20 protein-coding genes and 2 pseudogenes are annotated in these 25,433 nt (G+C 44.1%); 7 read left to right on the top strand and 15 right to left on the bottom strand.

Features of this window, described 5'->3' with window-relative positions; all coding sequences use genetic code 11:
* Positions 1–28 precede the first annotated feature (28 nt).
* Positions 29–1,930, bottom strand: coding sequence for an asparagine synthase (glutamine-hydrolyzing) (gene asnB / locus IPP77_05215; GenBank protein MBL0309083.1), 1,902 nt, complete (start codon positions 1,928–1,930; stop codon positions 29–31).
* Positions 1,931–2,066: 136 nt separating this feature from the next.
* On the opposite strand from asnB, the gene IPP77_05210 reads away from it, so the two are divergent.
* The 4 genes and pseudogenes from IPP77_05210 to IPP77_05195 all read left to right on the top strand — a co-directional run bounded on the left by IPP77_05210 (position 2,067) and on the right by IPP77_05195 (position 6,743).
* Complete coding sequence (locus tag IPP77_05210) at positions 2,067–3,065, top strand: NAD-dependent epimerase/dehydratase family protein (protein MBL0309082.1); 999 nt, start codon at positions 2,067–2,069, stop codon at positions 3,063–3,065.
* Between the two features lie 92 nt (positions 3,066–3,157).
* Positions 3,158–4,257: pseudogene (locus tag IPP77_05205) on the top strand (glycosyltransferase family 4 protein).
* A gap of 148 nt (positions 4,258–4,405) precedes the next feature.
* Entirely contained in the window at positions 4,406–5,455 is a 1,050-nt protein-coding gene (locus IPP77_05200) for a COX15/CtaA family protein (protein ID MBL0309081.1), read from the top strand.
* Positions 5,452–6,743: pseudogene (locus IPP77_05195) on the top strand (MFS transporter). Before IPP77_05200 ends, IPP77_05195 begins: the two are co-directional and overlap by 4 nt.
* A 144-nt stretch (positions 6,744–6,887) precedes the next feature.
* Here IPP77_05195 and IPP77_05190 read toward each other — a convergent pair.
* From IPP77_05190 to IPP77_05150, 9 genes are all read right to left on the bottom strand, one after another.
* Entirely contained in the window at positions 6,888–7,721 is an 834-nt protein-coding gene (locus tag IPP77_05190) for a PKD domain-containing protein (protein MBL0309080.1), read from the bottom strand.
* Positions 7,722–7,750: 29 nt separating this feature from the next.
* On the bottom strand, positions 7,751–8,491 hold the full coding sequence (locus IPP77_05185) for a hypothetical protein (protein ID MBL0309079.1): 741 nt from the start codon (positions 8,489–8,491) through the stop codon (positions 7,751–7,753).
* Positions 8,434–9,135 (bottom strand): hypothetical protein, encoded by a 702-nt coding sequence (locus IPP77_05180; protein MBL0309078.1) that lies wholly within the window; start codon positions 9,133–9,135, stop codon positions 8,434–8,436. The genes IPP77_05185 and IPP77_05180 overlap by 58 nt, the downstream gene beginning before the upstream one ends.
* The gene (locus IPP77_05175) at positions 9,107–10,312 is read right to left on the bottom strand and encodes a hypothetical protein (GenBank protein MBL0309077.1); all 1,206 of its coding nucleotides are present in this window, start codon (positions 10,310–10,312) and stop codon (positions 9,107–9,109) included. Before IPP77_05175 ends, IPP77_05180 begins: the two co-directional genes overlap by 29 nt.
* A gap of 98 nt (positions 10,313–10,410) precedes the next feature.
* The gene (locus IPP77_05170) at positions 10,411–11,439 is read right to left on the bottom strand and encodes a hypothetical protein (protein ID MBL0309076.1); all 1,029 of its coding nucleotides are present in this window, start codon (positions 11,437–11,439) and stop codon (positions 10,411–10,413) included.
* An 81-nt stretch (positions 11,440–11,520) separates the two neighbouring features.
* Positions 11,521–11,853, bottom strand: a complete 333-nt coding sequence (locus tag IPP77_05165) for a hypothetical protein (protein ID MBL0309075.1) — start codon at positions 11,851–11,853, stop codon at positions 11,521–11,523.
* Between the two features lie 75 nt (positions 11,854–11,928).
* Positions 11,929–12,111, bottom strand: a complete 183-nt coding sequence (locus IPP77_05160) for a hypothetical protein (protein MBL0309074.1) — start codon at positions 12,109–12,111, stop codon at positions 11,929–11,931.
* Positions 12,101–12,598: a hypothetical protein gene (locus IPP77_05155; GenBank protein ID MBL0309073.1), complete on the bottom strand. Its 498-nt coding sequence runs from the start codon at positions 12,596–12,598 to the stop codon at positions 12,101–12,103. Before IPP77_05155 ends, IPP77_05160 begins: the two co-directional genes overlap by 11 nt.
* Before the next feature lie 65 nt (positions 12,599–12,663).
* Complete coding sequence (locus IPP77_05150) at positions 12,664–13,029, bottom strand: hypothetical protein (protein ID MBL0309072.1); 366 nt, start codon at positions 13,027–13,029, stop codon at positions 12,664–12,666.
* Between the two features lie 3,005 nt (positions 13,030–16,034).
* On the opposite strand from IPP77_05150, the gene IPP77_05145 reads away from it, so the two are divergent.
* The 3 genes from IPP77_05145 to IPP77_05135 are packed head-to-tail and all read left to right on the top strand — an operon-like array spanning position 16,035 to position 20,046.
* Positions 16,035–17,369 (top strand): hypothetical protein, encoded by a 1,335-nt coding sequence (locus IPP77_05145; GenBank protein ID MBL0309071.1) that lies wholly within the window; start codon positions 16,035–16,037, stop codon positions 17,367–17,369.
* Positions 17,366–18,703, top strand: coding sequence for an aryl-sulfate sulfotransferase (locus tag IPP77_05140; GenBank protein MBL0309070.1), 1,338 nt, complete (start codon positions 17,366–17,368; stop codon positions 18,701–18,703). The genes IPP77_05145 and IPP77_05140 overlap by 4 nt, the downstream gene beginning before the upstream one ends.
* Positions 18,700–20,046 (top strand): aryl-sulfate sulfotransferase, encoded by a 1,347-nt coding sequence (locus IPP77_05135; GenBank protein ID MBL0309069.1) that lies wholly within the window; start codon positions 18,700–18,702, stop codon positions 20,044–20,046. Before IPP77_05140 ends, IPP77_05135 begins: the two co-directional genes overlap by 4 nt.
* Before the next feature lie 68 nt (positions 20,047–20,114).
* On the opposite strand, the gene IPP77_05130 is transcribed toward IPP77_05135, so the two are convergent.
* From IPP77_05130 to IPP77_05110, 5 genes are read right to left on the bottom strand one after another with little or no spacing between them, the layout of a single operon-like run.
* Complete coding sequence (locus tag IPP77_05130) at positions 20,115–20,312, bottom strand: hypothetical protein (protein MBL0309068.1); 198 nt, start codon at positions 20,310–20,312, stop codon at positions 20,115–20,117.
* A gap of 51 nt (positions 20,313–20,363) precedes the next feature.
* Positions 20,364–21,722 carry a peptidylprolyl isomerase gene (locus IPP77_05125; GenBank protein MBL0309067.1) on the bottom strand — a complete coding sequence of 453 codons (1,359 nt, stop codon included), beginning with the start codon at positions 21,720–21,722 and terminating at the stop codon, positions 20,364–20,366.
* 27 nt (positions 21,723–21,749) lie between these two features.
* Positions 21,750–22,430, bottom strand: a complete 681-nt coding sequence (locus IPP77_05120) for a hypothetical protein (protein ID MBL0309066.1) — start codon at positions 22,428–22,430, stop codon at positions 21,750–21,752.
* Complete coding sequence (locus IPP77_05115) at positions 22,427–23,281, bottom strand: hypothetical protein (GenBank protein MBL0309065.1); 855 nt, start codon at positions 23,279–23,281, stop codon at positions 22,427–22,429. Before IPP77_05115 ends, IPP77_05120 begins: the two co-directional genes overlap by 4 nt.
* A gap of 42 nt (positions 23,282–23,323) precedes the next feature.
* The gene (locus IPP77_05110; GenBank protein ID MBL0309064.1) at positions 23,324–25,294 is read right to left on the bottom strand and encodes a peptidylprolyl isomerase; all 1,971 of its coding nucleotides are present in this window, start codon (positions 25,292–25,294) and stop codon (positions 23,324–23,326) included.
* Between the last annotated feature and the right edge of the window lie 139 nt (positions 25,295–25,433).

Raw genomic sequence — 25,433 nt, 5'->3', positions numbered from 1 at the left:
AATTACTCTCTCTACTACAATTTTAAGATTAGCTAAAGTACTTTTTGTACCAATATTGAAAAACCAGAAGACCCCAAATGATGGCATGTGCATCCCCCGGGTTATTGCTAAAAAGCTTTTTCTTCTGGCTTTCGACTTCTTCATAATTAAAAATACCCTGCCCCTCCACGAATGCCTTTCCCAACAACTCCTTATCAATCAATGGACGAAGCCCTCCACGCATCCATTTTAATAGGGGAACCTCAAAGCCATGCTTGGGACGATGGAATAATTCATCTGGCAATTCGTTTCTGAAGGCATCTTTCAAAATTCTCTTACCCACTTTCGAATTTATTTTGAACGAAACGGGTAATGAGAAGGCATAATTCATGACTGTAAAATCCAGTAAAGGAACACGCACCTCCAGGCTATTTGCCATACTCATATAATCTACCTTTGCCAGCATATCATTGGGCAGAACCATTTGAGTGTCTGCAAATAATATATCATTGAGGTCTCCTGAATCAGTTACTACATCCGTAGCCAGTTTCCTTCTGTTTTCTAATTCTTGATCATTAATTGCTGTATGAGATTTCAATAAACGAAGTGCCTGGTCTTGTGTCTGGAAAGAACACCAGCGCCAATAGCGCTCGTTAGGCTTTAGTTGTAAGCCTTCGCTATACCGTTCTAGTTGACGGAACAGATTCATCATTTTGCCATGACGTGATTTGGGCAGCATCGTTAAAATCGGCAGGCTGTTTCTAAGTATTGCGTTGGACAAGGTATTTTGTCTGGCTCGTAATTCGGCCCGATGCTTGTTATATCCCGCAAATAACTCATCACCCCCATCACCGGATAACGCTACCGTAACTTTGTTCCGGGTGTGTTTACTCAGAATATAAACCGCGATGGATGATGAATCGGCAAAGGGTTCATCCAAATAATCCAACACTGAAAAGATATTTTCAAACATTTCATCGTTTGAAATAGAAAACACGGTATGGTTGGTTTTGTATTTTTCTGCTACGAGGCGCGCGTATTTTGTTTCGTCAAAATAAGGCTCATCCTTATACCCAATCGAAAAGGTATTTAGATTAGCGACATGCTTCGCAGCACAGGCTGTAATGATAGAAGAATCAATGCCTCCGCTTAGAAAAGTTCCCAGAGGTACATCAGAAACCAATCTTCGTTCCACCGCCTTTTCTATCAGAGCTTTCAATTTGTCTTTGGCTTTATCATAATTCAGGTGCTCACCTGAAACTATCTTCCCCGGCTGATAAGGGATAGTATAATAGCTCTGTTCAGAATACCCTCCTTCGGCATTGACTATGGCAAAATGAGCCGGCTTCAATTTTTTAATTCCAATCAGCATAGAGGAGTCGCCCGGAACATAATTCAATTGTAGATAGAGTGCCAGGGTGTTGTAGTCCAATTCCTTCTTTACCGGAAATTTATAAATCGCTTTGACCTCCGAAGCAAATACCAGTATTTGTTCGTCGCTGTAGATGTGAAGTGGCTTAATACCATACCGGTCTCTGGCGAGAAAAATCTCACCACTTTGCTGGTCAAAAATAGCGAAGGCAAAGAAGCCATTGAGGTGTTGCAGGCAATCTTTCCCCATACCAATGTAGAGATACAGCAACACCTCTGTATCCGAAGCAGAATGTAATTCTAAATGCGAAAGAAATTCTTGTTTCAGTTCCCTGAAATTAAAAATTTCACCGTTGAAGATGATGGTGTACCTGCCGCTTTTGTCTTTCATTGGCTGGTTAGCCACCTCGGAGGGATCAATGATAGACAACCGTGCATGCGCAAAACCGACCTGTGGAGAAAGCATCTCTGTTTGCTGCAAGTCAGGCCCTCTTTGAGAAAGGGTTTGAACGGAACGTTTCAGCGAATCTTCGAGCGAATGATTTAGCTGTTTTGAAAAATACCCAACAATGCCACACATATTTTCTGTCCGCCGAAGATTAATTGCGCCCGAAGATAGAGGTTTTCTGCTCTTACCGAGAACATCGCACCGAGAGATTAACCTCGGCGAATAAGATAAATGTGAAAGGTTATTTTTGGCGCCATATAATTTATACATGGCAATAAAATCTTTGGTTACTGGCGGTGCAGGCTTTATCGGCGCACATGTGGTGAATGAATTAATTCAGTTGGGGCATGAGGTCGTTGTATTGGACGATTTAAGCGGGGGATTTGAAGAAAACGTAAATCCCAAAGCACAATTTGTGAATGGCTCTATTCTTGACCATCTGTTGATAGAAAATCTTTTTAACGAACATCGCTTTGACTATGTCTATCACCTCGCGGCTTATGCCGCCGAGGGTTTAAGTCACTTCATCAAGCGTTTCAACTACAACAATAATCTCATCGGCAGCGTCAATCTAATTAATGAATCAGTGAAACACAAAGTAAAATGCTTTGTCTTCACCTCCTCTATTGCTGTTTATGGCGCTGGCAAACCGCCTTTAAAGGAAGATATGATTCCGGTGCCGGAAGATCCATACGGCATTGCGAAACTGGCGGTAGAAATGGATTTGCGTGTGACCCATGAAATGTTCGGATTAAATCATGTGATTTTCCGTCCGCACAATGTCTATGGTGAATACCAGAACCTCGGCGACCGCTATCGAAACGTAGTGGGCATTTTTATGAATCAGTTAATGCAGGGCAAACAACTTTCCGTTTTTGGCGATGGCTTGCAAACGCGTGCTTTCAGCTATATCGGCGATATTGCCCCGCACATCGCCAATTGTGTCAACATTCCTGCTGCCTTCAACCAAGTCATCAATGTGGGAGCAGATAAAGAATATACGGTTAAAGAATTGGCCACAGTGGTGATGGATGTGATGGACATGAAAGGCGAATTGCGCTATTTGCCCGCTCGCAACGAGGTGATGCATGCTTACAGCGATCATTCCAAATCAAAAAAACTATTTGGCGACAGCCTGCATACTTCGCTCGAAGATGGTTTGACTAAGATGGCAACTTGGGCTAAAAAGACCGGGATCCAAAAAAGTACGACGTTTAAGAATATCGAAATCACAGAGAAACTGCCTTCTTTCTGGACAGAATCCTAAATCAAGATTGCAGATTGTAGATTTTAGGAGTGAGCTTGAAATTAAAAAAACAATGGCTGTTCAATCTAAAATCTGATTTCTAAAATTTCCCAATGGGTAAATCCAAACAAAAAAGAGTTCTCTACGTTGCCATGCACCGGCCAGACCGTTCGCCCTCGCAGCGATTCCGGTTTGAGCAATACATTGAATTTCTGAAACAAAAAGGATATGATTACGACTTCTCGTTTCTCATTAGTCCCGAAGACGACAAAGTTTTTTATGCCTCCGGCAATATGCTGCGCAAGGCTTTTATTTTTCTGAAGTGTTTTTTAAAACGCCTTCGCGATGTGCTCCGCGCCAATCGCTACGACCTCATCTTCATTCAGCGCGAAGCCTTCTTGACCGGCACCACTTTTTTCGAAAAACAATTTGCTCGCTCGCGTGCCAAAGTGATTTTTGATTTTGATGATTCTATCTGGATGCAAAACGTGTCAGAGGCAAATAAGCGTTTCAGCTTTATGAAAGATGCCTCTAAAACTTCAAAAATAATCTCGTTCAGCAACCTAATTTTTGCAGGCAATCAATATCTGTCTGATTACGCTCAATCATTCAACCAAACATCCGCATTGTTCCTACCACCATTGATACAGATGAATACCGGCGTATAAGTTTGCCACAAACGGATGATAAAGTTTGCATTGGCTGGAGTGGGAGCATCACCACTATTCAGCATTTTAAGTTTGCGGTCCCTGCCCTGCTTCAAATCAAAAAGAAATATGGCGATCGGATAAAAATAAAAGTGATTGGCGATGCCAATTATAAAAATGCAGAACTGGATGTCATTAGCTTGAACTGGAATAAAAAGGATGAATTAAAAGAACTCTCCTCCTTCGACATTGGCATCATGCCGCTGCCCGACGATGAATGGGCTAAAGGTAAGTGCGGCCTCAAGGGATTGCAATACATGGCGCTCGAAATTCCCACCATCATGTCACCGGTGGGGGTAAACAGTGAGATCATTCAACAAGGCGTGAATGGATTCCTCGCTTCAACCGAGGAGGAGTATGTCGAAGCTATTTCAAAATTGATTGATGATGCTACGCTCCGCAAACAAATAGGCAAAGCCGGAAGAATGACGATTGAAGACAAGTACTCGGTCAAGGCTTGGCAGAATATGTATCTACAATATTTTGAGGCGTTGACATCTGCGTAGATCCGAATCGGTATCTACTTATTATACAAACTATCTCTTTCACCCTAAAAATAACCGATCGCGTTGCGAAACTGGTTTTTTGGTATGTTTAACCCGTTCATAAAAGCTATTACTGATACTGACTATGTCTCCGAAGGTTCAAAAAATTGTGGGTGGCTGGCTTCTGCTCGGATGTCTAATGGTCTTTTTCCAAGTGATCATTGGCGGTGTAACCCGGTTGACAGATTCCGGACTATCCATCACGGAATGGAAACCCCTGAAAGGAATTGTCCCTCCCATTAACCAGACAGAATGGAATGCTGAATTTGAATTGTACAAGCAAAAGGTACAGTACAAAACCATCAACGAGGGGATGAGCCTTGAAGAGTTTAAATGGATTTATTTCTGGGAGTACCTCCACCGCTTTTGGGCGCGATTTATGGGCTTCGCCTTTATTATTCCCTTTTCATTTTTTATTTGGAAGAAATGGTTGGATCAGAAATTCTTTCGAAAAATCGGCATCCTTTTCATTTGGGGCGGGGTGATAGGTACTTATGGATGGCTGATGGTAAAAAGCGGTTTGACGGGCATCTATGTCCCTCCAATTCATTTGAGCATACACTTGGCGCTGGCACTTAGTTTATTTGGCTACCTGATATACATGACGCTTTCGGTTTATCGAGCTGATTGGCAATTTACGGAGACCAAAGATCAAAAGCCCATTCGAAATCTGGCATACCTTATTTTATTTTTTCTTTTCCTTCAAATATTTCTTGGAGGTATCGTTTCAGGGACGAAAGCCGGTTTGGCTTATCCGACTTGGCCCGATATGAATGGTCAAATTATTCCATCCACTCTATTCTCGGAAAAGCCATCTATTGCCGGCTTCCTTCAATACAATGCGCAAGACTTTTGGGGTAGAACGTTCATTCAATTTATTCACCGATTTACGGCCTACGCACTCGTTATTCTGATCGGTTTATTCTATTTCAAAACCAGAAATATAAGCACCGATAGAATCTTCAAAATTGGATTGAATTCATTTCCGTTCCTTGTTCTATTACAAGTGACAATCGGTATTTTCACTGTTTTGAACTGTGTGGGAGGTATCCCTGTTTTTTGGGGTGTGATGCACCAAGCGGGAGCTATGTTTCTGATTGCGGTTACCGTATTTGTTATTTTTCATCTCAACCAGAGCACACAGCACCCCAATTCATGAAACAGAAAAATAGCTCTTTCATTAACTACTTTATCATCATCGTGGCTGCCCTCGGATATTTCGTGGACATCTATGACCTCATTCTTTTCAACGTGGTTAAGAAGGAAAGTCTGGAGATAATCATGCAGGGATCCTCAACAAATGAAATCAACAGTACCGGTATTTTCCTCTTCAATATGCAGATGTTTGGAATGCTGCTTGGCGGGTTACTGTGGGGCGTTTGGGGCGATAAAAAAGGAAGACTCTCTGTATTGTTTGGCTCCATCCTACTCTATTCCGCCGCCAATCTCATTAATGCATTCGTCACCACCGTTCCGCTCTATGCTTTGGTTCGAGTGGTTGCCGGCATTGGTCTAGCCGGGGAACTGGGAGCAGGTATCACGCTGGTTGCCGAAACGATGTCTAAAGAAAAGCGAGGCTATGGTACGATGATCATAGTATCCTTCGGCGCACTTGGGGCGGTGGCTGCTGCTTTGGTAGGGTCAGAAGGTCAGGTAATCGGCCAATGGCTAAGTCATATATTCAACCGGCCTTTCGCTAATTGGCAAGTAGCATATATTTTCGGCGGAGTGTTGGGTTTAATGCTCCTCATTCTTCGGGTTGGACTATCGAATCAGGAATGTTCAAAAACATTCAGCATTCGGAGGTTCGCAAAGGGGACCTTCTTATGCTTTTTACCAATCGGGAAAGATTTCTAAAATACCTGAGGGGTATCTTGGTAGGGCTTCCTATTTGGTATATTATAGGACTGATTGTTGCCAACTCCGAATTGATTTGGGCTAAGGAACTGAATGTTCAAGGGGCCGTCGTCAACGGAACAGCGCTGATGTATTCCTATATCGGATTGAGTTTTGGCGATGTCATCAGCGGCATATTGAGTCAGGCACTACGGAGCAGAAGAAAAGTGGTGATGCTCTATCTCGTTTTCTCCTTTGTACTTATTATCTACTTTTTCTTTTTCGCCCAAGGCATTTCAAACTCTGCCTTTTATATCCTCGCTTTTATGTTGGGAACGGCTACCGGATTCTGGGCTTTGTTTGTCACCATTGCTGCGGAACAGTTTGGGACCAACATCCGCTCAACCGTTACCAACACTACCCCCAACTTTGTCCGGGGTGCCGTACCACTCATTCTAGGTCTTTTTCAATGGTTGCATACCTTTCCCATTAGCAATATTTGGAGTGGATTTATTGTTGGATTGATTTGTCTCGGCCTGTCTTTCTGGGCAATATTCACTTCTCAAGAGACCTTCGCCAAAGACTTGGATTATACCGAGCAGTATCCTTAGAAAGAAGCCACCTAACCCAACCGATCAGTCGCCCTCCTTTTCTAAACTACAAAAGTCTTAGAGACTTTTGTAGTCTGTAGTCTGAAAATAAAAAGCGCCTTATCAGAAAACTGACAAGGCGCTTTGATATTTGGATAGTGAAACTTATTTCACATTCCCGATAAACACTCTCTTGGTAGTAGTGACACCGTCATTCTTCACTTTCACAATCATATAAGCAGCTTCCAGATTCGGAATCTCCTTAGAATAGATAGTAGAGCGGCCAAACTTCTCACTGCTGATCAGTTGACCGATGATGTTGTAAAGTTCAATCTCTGCTTCTACTTTCGTTTGACCACCGAAGTCTATAAACACTCGGTTGTCGGCACTCCAGATAGGAAGTTTGTTGCTTTGAATAGTAGTTAAGCCCGTAGCTTCTCTCGAAGTAATCGTCACCGTTTGTGTGGTGACCGATTTACAACCCGCTTCGTTAATCACGGTCAGAGAAACAGTATAAACGCCCTCGGCGCTAAACCGGTGAGTTGCACCTATAGTGCTGGCAGTATTTCCATCACCAAAGTTCCATTCTACCGTCACCGCGTCTGCATTGTGAGAAGTGAAAGAGATATCCTCTTGTGTCTTAGCCAGATTACTGCTGGCGGTGAAATCTGCTACTATAGATTGTTCTCCGCTCACCTGTATATTCTTCATCACTGTGTAACCGTTGTTATCCCGCAAGGTCAGTGAATAGACACCTGCATTGGCGGCCATGTTGACCGGTGAAGAAGCGTTCAGCGTTCCGGCGGAAACTACTGTACCATTCACATCAGACAGACTGTAGTTCCAGTTGGAACTTCCCGGCTGCTCGATTTGAATCATGCCGCTGCCGCTACAAGTCGCATCGCTGGTCAAGATTTGAGCAGGAGGAGTGAAGTGTAGCACAAAGCGATCTTGATTATCGGTAGTCTTGGTAGCGAAAGTATAGTCGCCGTCTCTCATATTGTGCCATACACCGGTTTGCTTGTCTTCTAAGAGAAGATGTAAGAAGTCGGATCAAAGGACTGAATACCCAAGGCAGCAATCTTCATCGTACCATTTGCTTCCGGTCTCAAGCCCATAGGCACTGTAGTAGCCTGATGAAGAGATGGAAGAGAATTGATCGCATATCCACGATTGGCATTCATGTGTGTGAACAAGGTTGGTCTGCCCGCCTGTCCACCTGGTTTGCTCGCATCAAATTTAGCATCAAAACCATCCGTTGCCTCTGGATTAAACTCTACCGTTGTAATATCCTTCACACCATTGTAATCAACTTCCAGTACCAAGCTGTTCTCGATACTTGTGCGGAAGAACTGAATACCTGCATTTGTTCTAACCCGCTCTGATTGGAAGAAATCAAAGCTGCCGTTATTACCTGCAGAAGTCTTCAAAACCATAAAGGCTTGGAAAGGAGCTATATAGATATGTGGATCAATACCTATCCGGTACTGCTGCCAGCTTCCGGAGTAAATACCTGAAGTCATCCATACCTGCACCTGATTAGAGAACCCGGCACGAGGCGTTGTTAAATCAATAGCCGAAGGATAAGGGTTGCCCACCAGATTCCATCCCGACTCAATAGGGTTCATGATGGATTGAAGCGTAGGTACTGGAACAGTGCCTTTGTTGTTTAAGCCGCTTACAGCCAAATTGCCTGTATTCGGAACGCCGATTAGGCTTCTAACTGTATCTCCCTGTTGGTAGGATGAATAGCCGCGACCGTTGTCCATCGTGCCCTGACTTTTGATTTGCCAGTTGCCCAATTTGCACTGTCCTGCACCCATGTACGTATCATCATAAGAGAACACCGTTCCATAAGGAGAATGGTAAGCACTCTTTGTTTCATCGCAGTAAGCATCGGCTTAACAAATATTCCATCCGGGCCGCTCGCGCCTAATTGTTTTAAGGTAGGAGCACTCACCGGCGAACTCATATAGTGTTGGTTGAATCCACGTATCGGCATAAAGCGATCCATATAGATATTGCCTGTCAAAGTACCGGCAAAACCCGGGGTAAAGTTGTCTAAGTAGGCACTATGTGTGGCAGATTTAGACAGCAAATGCAAGGTGCCTGCTGTAGTGTTTAGATCGCCCAAAATAAGATGCAGACCTGTTTCAACTGATGCGACAGCGTTGGCACCAATAGCAGCACCCAAGATATTGTCCAGTTCAAGCAACTTAAATCTGGATATTCCTGTAAATCCTTGAGTAAATCCACCATTCATAATTACTTTTCCTGCTCCCTTCACTTCAGAAACGGTATCGGTAGTATAAGCATTAAAAGTGTTCCAATCTCCGCACACAGACAGGGTGCGACCACTATTCACTGTAACAGTAGCACCACCTTCAATATACATATTTACCCACTTGTACATCGGATGTGTTTGGTCCGGTTCTAATGACCGGGAAAGGAGCTCTGTTAGCATAGATTACAATAGTGGCACCACAGATATTAGGTACAGCAGGTGGAAGCCAGTTGGTATTAGTAAACCAATCATCGCTTGTAAATCCTCCCCACTCACTAATACAAAGCCCAACGGTGGACACACCCTTCATCATCCTAGTACATCCTCCAACCACACTGGTTGCTACTACTTGATAAGTACCTGCCACATTCTGATAGCCCATATAAAGAGCACTTCCTGTGCCGGCATATATAGAACCCACATTGGATACCACATTGAATGTATCCGTACGAATCAACTGATAATTAACCCCCACTTCAGAGCCGTCCAAGCCCATGACGGCTGGCGTACAAGCTCCTCCGGTCACGTTAAAGGTATCAACCGGAAGTGGATTAATGGTCAAAGTAATAGGTGTTCTTGTCAAGTTCACACATCCTGTGGCCAAAGTAGTAGCCTGGGTATAATAAGTACCCGCAGTACCTGTGGTCAAAGTAGTTCCGGTATTAATAGAACTGCCTCCGGTAGGGTTATTAAACCAATCTACCACATTGCCGGCACTGGTAGCAGTCAGCACTCCGGAAGGTATGTCTGCACAGATGCCCACATCGCCTGCACTGGTAGGGGCATTGGGTATTGGGTTGATCGTGATGCTTATCGGGTCGCCGACACTGACAGTTCCGCAAGCATTTTTAACCACCAAAGTACCCGAATAAGTATTGGCTGCCAATGCCGCAGGAATTGAAACCGAAATCGGACTGGCTGGCAATGCCGTAAATCCTACATTGACTAATCCTGCGGTAATAGCCGCCGGATTCCATGTAATGCTGTATTGATTGGGTGTATTGGTTACCCCGGTATAAGAAAGATTAATGCTTTGTACACTCGCCGAAGCGCATACCTTATTGGTCGCTAAGCCGCTAATCGTCGGTGTAGGGCAAATAAGATCTACATTAAAATCGCGAACATCACCAATATTTGTTCCAGAATTAAGCGACTCACAACCGGTGGTTACCGTATTAATGTCAGAAGGAACAAATGATCCGGTATAACCAGACCAAACTCTCATGCGGTGAATGCCAGCAACGATACCGACAGGAATCACAAAATTGGATCCCGTTTCACTCACGTTGGTTGAGGTTACATCCATGACTTTTTCCTCTGGCCAAGATAAGTATCCGTAAAGTCACCATCGTTATTCAGATCTATCCAAACAATACGGCGACAGCCAAAAAGTGCCTCCGTCTTTCACATGCGTGATGTTATAGGTATGCCAATCACCAAATTACCAGTGTAAGAATTTATTTGATAATTATTTGGAGCACCTCCCAAACAGGTATCGCCTGTAAAATTAAATGTGGAGCCAGTACCGTTGATAGACAGTGAGACAGTAACAACATCAGCATTACTAAATATATCACAGGCTGATCCTCCGGGAGCGGGGATACAATAAACGATTAGCCCAATCTCACGAGATCCAGCCGGATTAGTAACAGAAGGGGTCAGTGGAGAGCCTGCCGTAAAGGAGGTGTATGCATCCACAAAGTTACCTATTGTTGCCGCCGGCGCTATATCATAGGCCACCCAGAAATAATTAGTCCCCGGTAGCAGGGTAATCAAGTCATTGACTACATGAGACCCATTAGGCCCAACAACTGTGCTACCAAACTGAGTAGTTGTTGTAAACGTAGAACTATTTCCGGTGTAGTATATTTTTGCTGATACAATATCACTACCCGGAGAGGTAGATCCTGATGTATTAAAAGTAATAGAGGTAAAGTCCAGAGCAGGGTTTGTGCCGCCTGATGCTACCACTTGTAAGCCAATAATCTGATTATTTGGCGAGTTCTGGGTGACATTGGCAGTTACCAACTGCGTCGTAGTGCTCGAAAGAACAACCATAGGTACGTTCAAGGTAGTAAACGATGCCCCGATTGGTGACACCAATTTATAGCAATCAGTTGTTGAATTATAGGCGTAAATACTATAAGTATATTCGGTGCCAATGGAAAGACCCGTAACAGTAACAGAACTTCCGGACCCTTTATAAACCACATAAGAGCCTGCTAAAGTGAAGTCGCCGGAACCAAAATTCGCATTGGCTGCATAGCTGACAGCCTGCGAAGGCTCATATGGAGCAGACGATCCTTGCTTCAACAACACAAATACACCGCCGTTACCATTACCGTTTCCACTCCAGTTAATGGTCGCATCCGTTGCATTAATCGTTCCCATGCTATTTCCGCTGGCTTGAATACTTGGCTCTACACGCGCCACCGGTTACGAATATCACATAATCTTCAGTTTCCCCTGTTGTAGTACTAATACAAGCGTTGTTTGTCGCCAGATTTCTCCCTTCTACCACCCGCATAACGGTAGGCCCTGTAACGGCTGGGCAGGAACGGTAAAGACCGGATAAGCATAAGCACCATTCCCGGCAGTGGTGGCTCCCAGATATTCCCAACCAACAGCGGGATATGCCGTGGTGCCGAAAACTCCATCCCGGTTCCAATCAAACCAAGCATTAGCCCGACTACCCACGTCTGTTCCTTTAGTTACTTTTAAATAATAATTAGACCCCTGCGATACATTACCATAGGGGGTGGCGATTGACCCATATAGACCATAGTGATTTGTCTCTATTCCGGAAGTATTATTCAATGGGGTAGGTGATAGCGGGAGTTGCTCCACTTCCTTCTAGTGTCACATTGGTCATTATATCGGTTGCGGCGCTCGCCGAACTAAAAGAGGTCATACAATAACAGTTCACAAACTCGTCCAAATCAACGCTTCCCGAGTGGAACGCGTAATCCCTCCTCCATTAGAACAAGTAACATCTACTTTATAATAAGTAGGAGTATAAGGCAAAGTAGTTGGGGTGCTATAAGTTTCGTTGGTTGAAATTCCTGCAGCGTTTACGTAAGTCCCGCTTGGGGCATTAGACTGCAACCATTGATAAGTATATCCCTGTCCACCCCAAACCCGAAACATCAATATCGGTACTGCTATTTGGGCATTGGAGTCCACTTGATACGTTTCCTATTGCCGGGTTACCGGCGCAGACGTTGGCAGATGTAACTGTCAATCGAATATTCGTGAGGCGACTGGTGTAGAAAGTAGTAACAGTGCCTGAGGGGTTTGCACAAGGACCGTACGCCAATAATGTGGCCATGTGATTGGGCGCACCCACGCCCGCGTCGGGCGTGTACTGAGCGCCTCCATAAGTACCAATAATGACTGGTTTGCTATAACTATAACAAACTTCCACGAGAAGATTGCTGCTACCATCCCAAAGAAATGGAGAGCCGAAAGTGGGCGATGTAATCCATCCCGTAGAATTATCCATATTATATGAGCCTACGGAATAAACCAAAGTAGATGGCCCAGTATAAAGGCCGCCGGTGGTAGTAAGCTGGTCTTGTGCTATATTTGCCATACTCACCGTATAGGAGGTAACCGTATGTGACCCTACGGCACTGGTTATATTAAAAGCATAGTTACTTATAAATGCCGGATGAGGCTAATACTCGCAGCAGCCATGGCTGCGTTAATCATAGCAGGCGTATAAATCATCTGCGTCCGCTTACCGCTCTTGGCGTTCGTTACCCCGTAAGGCGAAACACATTCAAAGGTGGAAGCAGGATTGGTTCCCACATTGGGAACACCCGTACCCGTTCCTATTTGGATGACTGTTTGTGCCGATACGCTCGAATCAATCAGCAGCAGCGAGAACACGATGGCCGGAACTATTAAGAAACGCCACCTACCAAGCGAGGCAAGAAACTTTGTTGCCTTTGAAAGAGCGATTGCTCCTGCTTTTCCATTTTCTCTTCTTGTGGGTAAACTGTTTGTAAATCTGTTTGTCATAATGCTTGTTTAATGGTGAAATAAAATCTTTATGTTGCTTATCTTCTTTAAGATACTACTTAAAATCTTTTCTGTCAAGTTTAATACGAAACCTCTGTTCAAAAGTTTCTTTTCTTTTTGTGTTTCTGTCTGCTAAAGTAATCAATGGTTTCAATTGAACAAATTTAAAAGTAAAAAAATCAAGTCCATCTTAGAACTAAATCTATACTTAGCAAGAATGATGCCAAAAATATTTAGCAGCCTGATTTCCAGCCTTTCAGACCTGCCGCTACGTGGAAAAACAATAGATAGTCAAGAACGGCTGTATCCAAGATTATTATTGGCTTTTGGATAGGAACACTGTCCGCTCTGTAGCTCTATCGGCACCATAAGAATTCATCAAATAATAAACTGCAAGCCTTGTCTAAATTATAGCCTTTCACATAAATAGTGTCATATTATTTACTTTATTATAGTGCCATTATCTAGTTGCATTGTGCCATATCAATCAAATAGCTCTTCAGCTTTTTGAACAATAATATAGACAGGTTTTGATTATAATAGACTACAAAAGTTCTAACCCTACTGTGTTGGACGGCTGTTTGTCCCACTCTGGAGCTACCGTGTGGACACAACTTTAAATGGCAACATGTTACAAAACCATTCTATTGTTTGCACTTTTAACGATCATCGGATAAAAAAATACAGTTTAACGCAAAGAACGCAAAGTGAACAGCCGCACAAAGAGCGCAAAAGGTATAGTCAACGACTGGATTCTTTGCGCTCTTTGCGTTAGCCTTTGTGTTCTTTGCGTTAAATTGTATTCGGTTTTTAGGATTTTTCGCCATAATAACGAGTCTATCAATAAAAATATCCATCCTAAATACTTGTGTCCACACGGTAGCCTCTGGAGGGGGTGGACCGCCAATATCAGCGGGACGGGGGAGGATGGATGCAAAAGGAGTTTTCTATCATTGCCCTAACCCATAAAAGCCTTAGAGACTTCTGTGGTTTAGAAAATCCTCCCCCTACACCCCCTCCAGAGGGGGACAGGTGCAGTCATTTTCTTTATAAGTACTCCATATAATTGTATTGGACGGCTGTTTGTCCCCCTCTGGAGGGGGTGGACCGCCAATATCAGCGGGACGGGGGAGGATGGATTGTGAGGTTCTAAACTACAAAAGTCTTGGAGACTTCTGTTTTTGACTTCGTCTTTTGCATTTTGGTCTTGACTTCTGTGGTTTACAGAAAATCCTCCCCTACACCCCCTCCAGAGGGGGACAAGTGCAGTCATTCTCTTTACAAGTACTCCATATAATGGTGTTGGACGGCTGTTTGTCCCACTCTGGAGGGGGTGGACCGCCAATATCAGCGGGACGGGGGAGGATGGATGCAAAAGGAGCTTTCTATCATTGTTCTAACCCATAAAATTCTTAGAGACTTCTGTGGTTTACAGAAAATCCTCCCCCTACACCCCCTCCAGAGGGGGACAAGTGCAGTCATTCTCTTTACAAGTACTCCATATAATTGTATTGGACGGCTGTTTGTCCCCCCTCTGGAGGGTGGACCTAATATCAGCGGGACGGGGGAGGATGGATTGTGAGGTTCTAAACTACAAAAGTCTTGGAGACTTCTGTTTTTGACTTCGTCTTTTGCATTTTGGTCTTGACTTCTGTGGTTTACAGAAAATCCTCCCCCTACACCCCCTCCAGAGGGGGACAGGTGCAGTCATTTTCTTTATAAGTACTCCATATAATTGTGTGGGACGGCTGTTTGTCCCACTCTGGAGGGGGTGGACCGCCAATATCAGCGGGACGGGGGAGGATGGATGCAAAAGGAGTTTTCTATCATTGCCCTAACCCATAAAAGCCTTAGAGACTTCTGTGGTTTAGAAAATCCTCCCCCTACACCCCCTCCAGAGGGGGACAAGTGCAGTCATTTTCTTTATAAATACCCCATATAATTGTGTGGGACGGCTGTTTGTCCCACTCTGGAGGGGGTGGACCGCCAATATCAGCGGGACGGGGGAGGATGGATTGTGAGGTTCTAAACTACAAAAGTCTTGGAGACTTCTGTTTTTGACTTCGTCTTTTGCATTTTGGTCTTGACTTCTGTGGTTTACAGAAAATCCTCCCCCTACACCCCTCCAGAGGGGGACAGGTGCAGTCATTTTCTTTATAAGTACTCCATATAATTGTGTGGGACGGCTGTTTGTCCCACTCTGGAGGGGGTGGACCGCCAATATCAGCGGGACGGGGGAGGATGGATGGTGAGGTTCTAAACTACAAAAGTCTTGGAGACTTCTGTTTTTGACTTCGTCTTTTGCATTTTGGTCTTGACTTCTGTGGTTTACAGAAAATCCTCCCCCTACACCCCCTCCAGAGGGGGACAAGTGCAGTCATTCTCTTTACAAGTACTCCATATAATGGTGTTGGACGGCTGTTTGTCCCACTCTGGAGGGGGTGGACCGCCAATATCAGCGGGACGGGGGAGGACGGATGGATTATGGGGTTCTATACTACAAAAGGCTAAAAGACTTTTGTAGTTTATCATCGCCCGACCAAAACCTATTGGTTCGGCACCAGAACATGTTGGTTCTGCACCAAAACATGCATGTTCCGGACCGAAACACCTTAGTTCTGCACCAAAACACATACGTTCCGGACCGAAACACCTTAGTTCTGCACCAAAACACATACGTTCCGGACTGAAACACCTTGGTTCTGCACCAAAACACATACGTTCCGGACTGAAACACCTTAGTTCTGCACCAAAACGCATACGTTCCGGACTGAAACACCTTAGTTCTGCACCCGACCATACATGTTCCGGTCTGAAATATGTTGGTTCAGCACCAAAACTCGTTTGTTCAGGTGATTAAATGGGTAAAAACCTACAAAAGTCTTGGAGACTTCTGTAGGTTTTTTATTTCAATGGAAATTCGCCCGGTTTTATCAGGATAAAAAGAAATGCAAGCCACAGAAAGATTTTATCTTTAGCCCAAAAAAAATTCGCTGCTTTTAAAAATGAAATACATTCCTTTACTTTTTCTTCTCCTGATTTCAAGGTCGGGTATATGTCAGGTGCCGGAATATTCGGTAACTATTTATGATAGCGCCCAAACCACGGGTTATTATTTCCTGACAGACGGTACCAATCTGTTAATCCTCGGTCGCTATGGCGATGCGATTTATTATAAACCGGTTAGAGCCGGCTTCAATTTCACCCTACAAAAAAACGGCTTAATGAGCTATGTAGATTTGAAGCAGTGTTATGTGATGGACAGCAGTTTCACCATCCGGGATACGATGGTATGCCAGAATGGTTTTAAAAACGACACCCGCGATGCGCAATTGTTGCCGGGCGGCCATGCCTTAGTGTTGGGAGATGAATGGGCATTGATGAGCAGCGAGGGTCTTCCGCAAGTGCAGAAGAAAACAAACCGGGTGGAGTTGCGGGTGAGGTGCAGCGTATTCCAGGAATTGGATGCGCAAAAAAAAGTATTGTTTGAATGGCATGCCAAAGACCATTTATCCATGAAGGAAGTGGATGATTTTTATCTGGATTCCAATCGGGTCATATCGTTGCCACAGATCAGTTCAATTGAAAAAGACCCGGAGGGAAATTACCTGTTGGCATGCAAGTGGACGAATGAGGTGATCAAAGTGAGCGGCATCAACGGTTCTGTGCTGTGGCGACTGGGCGGCAGAGCGAACCAGTTTCAATTTATTGACTGCCCTGTTCCCTTTTATGGTCCGAGGGATGCCCGCCGATTGAGCAATGGAAATATCACCTTCTTTGAAGGGGGGGAAAATTATCAGTCTCATGGCGCCAGAGCTATGGAATTTGAACTCGATGAACAAAATAAAACAGCCACTCTGGTGTGGAGCTATACTTATGACTCCACCATCACCAGCAACGGAAGGGGAAATGTACAAAGGTTAGCTAACGGAAATACCGTCATTGGTTATTGCTATAACTCCAAAGGAAATTTAGGCTTTGTGGTGGTCAATCCGGAGGGGGAAAAAATAATGGAAGTTCATGGGCTTCGCTCCTTCCGAAGTTTTAATTATCCTTCGCTGCCTTGGCAACTTCAGCGACCGGTGATTAGTTGCTACGATTCGGAGGGAAAGAAATATCTCCGTACCAAAAAAAGTTACGGCTCATACCTCTGGAGTGATGGAAGCAACACTGCCGTCCGGAAGGTGACCGAGCCGGGAACCTATTCTGTTTTCGTTGCTGACAGTAAGGGCGGCTATCTGCGCTCCGAAAATTTTTATGTGCCCGATATCCGGAAGCCCTGCGGAAGCCCACCTTCGGATATTGTTGTGCCGCAAAAGACCAAGCAGGAAGCGAAATGAAATTTTTTTTCATTCTTGGTTTCGCTTCATTCTTTTCATTTTCTTCCCTCGCCCAATTCCCTTCTTTCCATACTTCTATCTATGACTCGACAGCCGTGCGGGGTTATTTTTTCTTAGTGTCTTATACCGGTCATCTGCTGATATTAGACCAGAAGGGGGAGATCGTTTATGTGAAATCGCTTGATAGCAACGACAGCGATTTTAAAATTGAGCCGAACGGACTGATGACGTATTTTTATGATGGTCAGTTCCGGTTGATGGACAGCACCTTTACGGTAGTGGATTCCATAGCCTGTAAGGATTGCGAAACCGACTGGCATGAGATAAAAATTCTGCCGAACGGAAATACAATGATCCTCGGACGGGAAACTGTAACCATGGATTTGAGTAAGTATCGCATAAGAGGGAGGCAGGGTTCCGACACGGCAAAAGTTTCCGCCGGTTTAATTCAGGAATTCGACCAACGCCGTCAGGTAGTGTTTGACTGGCGCGCCAAAGACCACTTCCTGTTTGATGATGTGGATACGGCCCGCGATATTTTCGCTTCGCCTTTGATTAACTGGACTCATTTGAACTCATTTGACATTGACAGAGACGGCAATATCCTTCTATCGTCTCGTTTCTTTAAAGAAATCACAAAAATAAACCGAAGGAATGGCTCTATTATGTGGAGGATGGGCGGAAAGCATAACCAGTTTACCTGGATAGATCCGCAAAGCGGCGCAGAACCCACACCGGTGTCGTTCAACCTGCAACGCAATATCCGGGTGCTGCCCAACGGGAATATATCCTTCTTAGAACTCAGCAAGAAGGGAACAAGAGGTGTAGAAATAAATCTGGATGAGAAAAAGAAAACTGCTACCGAAGTATGGCGCTGCATTTATGATTCTACGCTCGTGAGCGGACTGGGAGGAAGTGTGCAGCGGTTAAAAAATTCGAATACGCTTCTAGACTTCGGATTTTTCACCAACCAATCGGAGCATCTGGCTTTTGTGATGGTAGATTCATTATGCCGTCCCCTGTTTCGGGTGAGTGGATCGCGTGCTTTCCGAACCTATTATTATGACTCGCTCCCCTTCCTTCTTCCCCGCCCGCAAATGGTTTGCTTCGATTCGCTCGGTATAAAATACCTGAAAACACAACAGCCTTATGACTCTTATCTTTGGAATGATTCAATAAGTTCTCCGGTAGTCGAGGTGACCCATCCAGGAAACTATCAGGTGTTAGTTCCCTGCGGCGAAAACGGCTTTATCTACTCAGAAAAATGGGTAGTGGCCGATCTTTCGGTTCCTTGTCCGATAGAAAAAAAGCCGCCTCTTCAAAAGAATAAATGAGAATAACCTTTTCACTGCTGTGCTTTTGGCTGTGCTCGATGACATCGTTTACACAATCCTTGCCTACATTGAAGGCAAGTGTTTACCATCCGGCACTGAAAGGTTATTATTTTCTTTCGGCCGCTTATTCCGGTGCAACCTTCTTTTTGGTGCTCGATCACACCGGTAGCGTGGCTTATTATAAACCGCTGATACAGAAAAAAACAAGTCCTTATAATTTTGCATTACAGGCCAATGGGTGGATTAGCTACTCTAACCAGAGAAGTTATCTGTTTATGGACAGTACTTTTAGAATCGTTGATTCGGTTCAATGCAAAAACTTGTATCAAACAGACCCGCACGACATGCGTTGGCTGCCCAACGGGCATTTCCTGTTGTTGGGAATGGATACGGTAAGCATGGATTTGAGGAAAGATTCAGTAGGCAAAAAATTTGAAGAGGTGGATACGATTCTCGGCTGGCGGGCAGCGATTCAGGAGTTAGATGCCAAGAAGAATGTGGTTTTTGACTGGCGCGCCAAAGATCATTTTGGAATGACAGACGCAGACACTTTTTTGTTCGGAATCCTGTTGAGGATGCTGGATATGGAACATGTGAATGCAGTTGAATCGGATCAGGACGGAAACATTTTATTGTCATGTAGGAATTACAGCGAGATCACCAAAATCAATAGGTCAGACGGTTCCATTATGTGGCGACTGGGGGGCAAACGCAACCAGTTCACCTTTGTGAATTGCCCGGTTCCTTTTTACGGTCAGCATGACATCCGTAGAATCAGCAACGGGAACATCACTTTGTTTGACGGGGGACAGCATCAGAAATCGCACGGAGCCAGAGCGCTGGAGTTTGAATTGGATGAAGTGAAGAAAATTGCCACCCTGAAATGGAGTTATACCTACGATACGGCTTTAGTCAGTCATGCCCGAGGGAATGTACAACGCTTGGACCATGGTTATACCTTAGTCAATTATGGGGGCGTTGGGACTGCCAGCGAAGTGGTCTTCGTCGTGGTAGATAAGGGAGGTCGTAAACTTTTTGAGCTGAACTCACCCGACCATCTCGATTCTTACCGCTCCTTCTACTACCCGAAGCTTCCCTGGAAGGTCAATCCTCCCGCCATTACCTGTTTTGACTCCCTCGGCGTGAAATACCTGAAAACCACTCAAGACTATTCTTCCTATCAGTGGAGCGACTCCAGTGTAACCCGAACTATTGCTGTAACAAAGCCGGGAAATTATTTCGTGTTTGTGCCTTACGGGGAAGGAGGGTTTATCCGCTCGGAACAGCTATTGATTAACGATGTGAACGCTCTCTGCAACAGTCCTAAGAAAAGAAAGCCATAAAAACAAGTTGGACTGCTTTTTATAAGCAGGCTTTAGCGTGATGGCAAGAGAAGAAATAATAAAACCTGTTAGGGCTTGTGTAAATTGTTTCGCTGCACCACCTCTTTTAAAAAATTAGTCTGCAAACTTCTTTTTCTCACCTCTTCGGCACTTTCGGTAAGGGCAATTTCTTTTTTCAGGAGGCTGTTTTCCTCATCAAACCGCTTTATGTTTTCATCCGTAAATACATATTCCTCTCCTGGTTTAAAGAGCAGGCTGTAGCCCAATTTTTGTAAGGTAGGCGCAGCGATGGATTTGGGGAGAAACAGAGGTTTAAATTACTCCGATAGCCACTTAGCCGTTTGCGCGCAATGCTTCATGGAGTCATCAATGCGAATATAGTTGCGCGCTCTATGTAGTCGAATCCAATTGTCGAGAGATTTCTGTTGCTGCTCCGATTTGGCTGCAGCTTGAATTTTTGAGTAGTCGGTTTCGAGGCTCGCTTTATGTGGCTCGCTTTCGCTTTTCAACCAGATGATACGGAAGCCCTGTTTGGTTTCTCCGGTTTTCTCGGGGGAAGAATAATTCAGCACGTTGGAATAATCGCCCACTTTCATCCGGTCAATTTCAAAAATAAGGGTGCCGTCAATATCTGCCTTTTCAAAATAGGTGGTACCGGTTTTAGAATTAGTCATCAGTCCACCGATGATTTTGGACGGCTCATCGTCTGAAAAAGTGCTGACCGCATCGCGCCAACTCACGGAGTCTGTTTTCAATTGTTGAAGAATGCTGTCCATGCGGTCTTTGAGCGCAATCATATCGGTGCGGTTAATTTTGGGTTTAATGAGTATGTGGCGCAGCTTGAGTTTATTGCCGCGCTTCTCATCTACCATAATCAAATGAAAACCAAAGGGAGTTTCGACCACTTGGCTCACCTCGCCTTCCTTGAGCCGAAAGGCTACCGCCTCAAATTCGGGCACCAGTTCCCCCCGCTCAATCAATCCGAGATTTCCGCCCTCCAGATAGGAGCCGGGATCTTCAGAATATTGAATGGCTTTGACCGAAAAATCATCTCCTTTCAAAATATCCTTGCGAATGTCTTCTAGTTTTTTTCTTGCTGCCTGCTTCTCTTCTGCACTCACTTTGGGAAACATGACCAACTGCCCCAGTTCCAATTCGGAATTGAAATAGGGGATACTGTCTTTTGGAATACGATCAAAAAAATCTTTGACTTCGGCGGGCGAAACTTTTAAGCCCGAAAAGGCCTTGCCTTTCATTTTGTCAGATATCAACTGCTTTTCAATGTCTTCTTTGAAGTCGTCTTTCAGTTCTAAAATACTTTTGCCGTAATATTCTTCCAGTTTATCGCTAGAACCAAAAACGGAAATGAAGTATTTAATACGTCGGTCAAGTTCACCGGCCACTTCTTCGGGAGATACGGTGATACTATCTAATTTCGCCTGAGCCAAGAATAATTTGTCCAGCAACAAGTTATCGAAGATGGTGCAACGCTCTTCCTCCGGAATTTTTTCTTCGGGATGTTGTGCCACCATTTGCTGAAACTGGGCTTCCATGTCGGAATAGAGAATGACATTATCTCCCACTACGGCAATCACCTTGTCCACCTGAGAAGCCTGGGCGGCTGCGCCTAAACTAAAGAGACTGAAAAACAGAAAAAGAAGATTTGATTTTATCATGGATCGTTTACCGGTGTCAAATAACGCCTATTCTTGCTTTTTAGTGTTGAGAAAAGCAAAGAGTCCTAAAGAAATGCCTACCCGGGTGCTTGGAAATTGCTTTTCGTAGCCAGTAGTATTAAAATATAAACTGGTCTCGAGCGCCAGATGGGGATTGAAAAAATGAGCCATACCCACCGAAGCACCAAAGGCAAAGCCATTGTAGTTGCTCACGTCTGTTCCCTTGAGCGCCGTATAAACTGAATACCCGCCCTGCGCGGCAATAAGCCCCTTTAACTGACTCTTTCCGTAGTAGTATTTAAGTAAAGGGCCTACAAAAGATGTAAATGTAGTGGTGGTAACATTCTTGTTCTTTACCGCGTCAAAGGTTTTAAAAGTGCCTATAGCAAAAGAATAGCGTCCGCCAATTGCCAGCCCTTTAAACACAAAAATGCCGAAGGAGGGAGCCAAGGACAGGTTAAACTTTCCATTGTTCTTTTGAAAGGTGTTGCTCAAATCTGCTGCACCACCAATAATGTAGCGACCTCGAGCCACAGGGCTTGGTAAATATTCTGCTTTCTTTATCGAGGCGGCAGAAGGAGTATCTACTTGAGCAAACAAGCCTGAAGATAAGCACAGTAGCGACACGAAAAAGAAGAATATTTTACTCCGGTGGAGTTTGAATATAAGGAGGCTAGTCCATTCGCAGGAGAGACGAGTATTTATCATTTCAACAGTATTTCAATTGACTGAGATTCCAAACCATCCTGATAGATTTTATCATACACCCGTTCTAACAGTTTCATTCTTCGCTGCTCAATAATAACCCGGCTGATAGGGGCTTGCACCAATTCCAGCGGTGAGGGCTCCTCTTTTTTAAGCACGCTGACAATACGAATAAACCAGTTGCCTTCCGGTGCTTTAAATTCTTTGAAATCTTTTGACGCAATCAGTGAATTGATATCGGACTCATTCAAAGGGAAATTTTTGAGTAGCGTTTCTTTGTCATACCACATTCCCTTTTCCAAGACATATACGTTGGCAAACTCTTTACAATATCCTTCTAAGCGAAATAGATCTTCTTCGCTCTTAGGTTTCAAAATCCATTTGCGAGCTTGCTCATAGTCGGGGATATTTTTTTTGAACTTGATAAAGAGAATGAGATAAACATCGTTTTCAAGTGGAAAATTTGATTTCAGTTTTTCATACCATTCCTCTAATTCAGGTCGCGTGATAGCCGTGTCCAATTTCTGACGGATGTAGGCCTTTTCGTATTCATATAGCAACAGGGACTCTTTATAATCCTGTACTTTTTTGACGATATCTATATCGTCGTCCGAAATATTTTCTCTTGCTTTTTCGAGCAGCATTTTTTTGCGCGCCCAGCTTTCTGCAAAGGTTTTCAATGCGTCCAGACTATCTTTCCCTTTTAGTCCCTTGGTGATGGGTTGGATGTCGGAGGCGTATAAATATTCCTCATTCACCCGGGCAATCACATCCTTATCCAACACTTTTTTTTTGTTGAAAAAAGAACACGAAGCCATCGCAACAAGCGAAAAAATCAGAAGCGCATGCTTCACAAAAAAGGTTTTTTTAAAGCATCTCCCTTACAGGAGAATCAATTATTTCTTGATGAGCGAACGGAACACAGTTTCATCCACCTTGATAGGATATTTGCTACGCAAGTCTGCCAACCATGTTTTCTCTAAATATTCCTGATAATCAGAAACCACATAACCCTTAGCTTCTTTCAAACTTTTCGGTTCCGGCCCAAGAATCTTTTTGATGCGGACAAAACGAAAACTACTGTCGTTCAAAGTCACCACCGGCGACACGCCTTCTTTCCAATCGAGACTGTCCACCACATCATATTGACCCTTTTCATATTTGCCTTCTATGGCCGACACTTGGGCCAGACTACCGGCTTTATTCAATTTGGATTTTACTTCTTCCGGGCTTTTGTTTTTCTGCGCCATTTTGGCAGCTTCATCGCATAGCTTTTTGTTGTTGCAATTGTAGATTTCTGCTTCGACCCGATTGCCCCACATATATTTGGACTCATTCTTTTTGCGGAACTCTTCCAGTCCCATCGTATCTTTTACAGCCTTTGTCCAAACCATTCTGTCCATCAGTTCAAAAAGCAGAATACCATCTTTATATTCTTTCATCAGGTTTTTGAATTCCGGCTTCTTGGTTTCCAGAAGGCTTTCTTCGTGTTCCAGACATTTATTATTGACGAAGTTTTCGTAATACTCGTTCAAAAGCGCTTCCTTTCCTTTGTCGCTTCTTTTGTGCGAATTTTTCTCGATAAAATCAATAAAGTCATTGACAGTATAGTTTTTACCACCCAGCGAGAATATGGGTGAAGTATTTCGAAGACCGCTATCAGCCCGCCAGTTTCCATTCATCACAGTACTGTCCGCCTTTGCAATAAATTTAGCCTTGTTGTCGGCAAATGGGGTGTAGTTATTTTCCTTTTTAATCCGGGCAATCAATACGTTCTTTGCCTCCTGAGAGCGAGAATCGCGCTCTACTTTCTTTTTTATGTCCGCCTTCGCGTCTGCGAAAGAAGGCAAATCTGTTTTTTCCAAACGGCGAATGATATGCCATCCATATTGAGTCATGATTGGCTTGGAAATATCTCCGTCTTTTTTCAGTTCAAATGCGGCATCCTCAAATTGGGGAACCATGCGGAGCGAGGTGCCGGATCCAAAGGATTGTAATTCACCTCCTTTAACGCGAGTGGCTCGGTCATCAGAATAGGTTCTAACAGCTTCTTCAAACGGAATCTTCCCAGACTGAATTAATTGATAAACAGAATCGGCTTTCAGGCGCAACGAATCTTTTTGTTTTTGTGTAGCGTTTTCCGGGAAATGTATGAGGATGTGCGCTACCCGAATTTGACCTCGCGCCGGACGAGTGTTGTTTAACTTCACCAAGTGGTAGCCAAACTCTGTTCTCACCGGCTGACTGATCTCCCCTTTTTTCATTGCATAAACCGTATTCTCAAAAGGATAAATAGTTCCAAAAACGGTGAACCAGCCTATATTTCCATCATTCGTTTTGGCAGATGGATCTTCGGATGCTTCTTTAGCAACTTTCTCAAACGACTCCCCTTTATCAATCCGCTTTTTCAGTGCCATTATCTTTTTATAGGCAGCCAGAGTATCTGCGGGGTTGGCATTTTCATCGCAGCGAATCAGAATGTGGCTGGCGTTAAGTTCCGTTTTTGAGCGCTCGTAGGCTTCTGAAATCAGTTTGTCTGAAATCTCGCGATCCGTCAGATAGGATTTAGCCAACTGTTTGCGATAGCCATCCAATTCTGTATTCAGGCTCGCAATGGTATCCAGTTTCAGCGCTTCTGCTTCTTTTACTTTCAAACGGAAGTTTTCGTAGAGGTTTAAATAATCACGCAAGGATTTTTCGCTGTAATCTGCCTGGTTGTTGATGTTGTTCTTATTATAAACATATTGGAACTCGCTTACCGGGATTTGATCTCCGCCTACCGTAAATAGAGTTCGGCTGTCCTGATTTTGAGCCTGCAATAAGACAAAGATTCCAGCCGTAGCGAGAAAACTGATGAATTTCTTCATTTAAAATCGGTTTAAGTATTATGGTCGCAAATATTGAAAGTTGCCATTAAAACTGGGCGAAGTTAAAATCTTTTAACAGTGAGCAAAACGTGTCTTTTCTTCTAATATTTCGACCTGACCGCCTACATTTCTGTTATTT

Source organism: Bacteroidota bacterium, assembly GCA_016722375.1.
GTDB lineage: Bacteria > Bacteroidota > Bacteroidia > Chitinophagales > LD1 > Bog-950.
The sequence above is the reverse complement of the archived record's forward strand: the minus strand, read 5'-3'. Positions and strand labels throughout refer to the sequence as shown.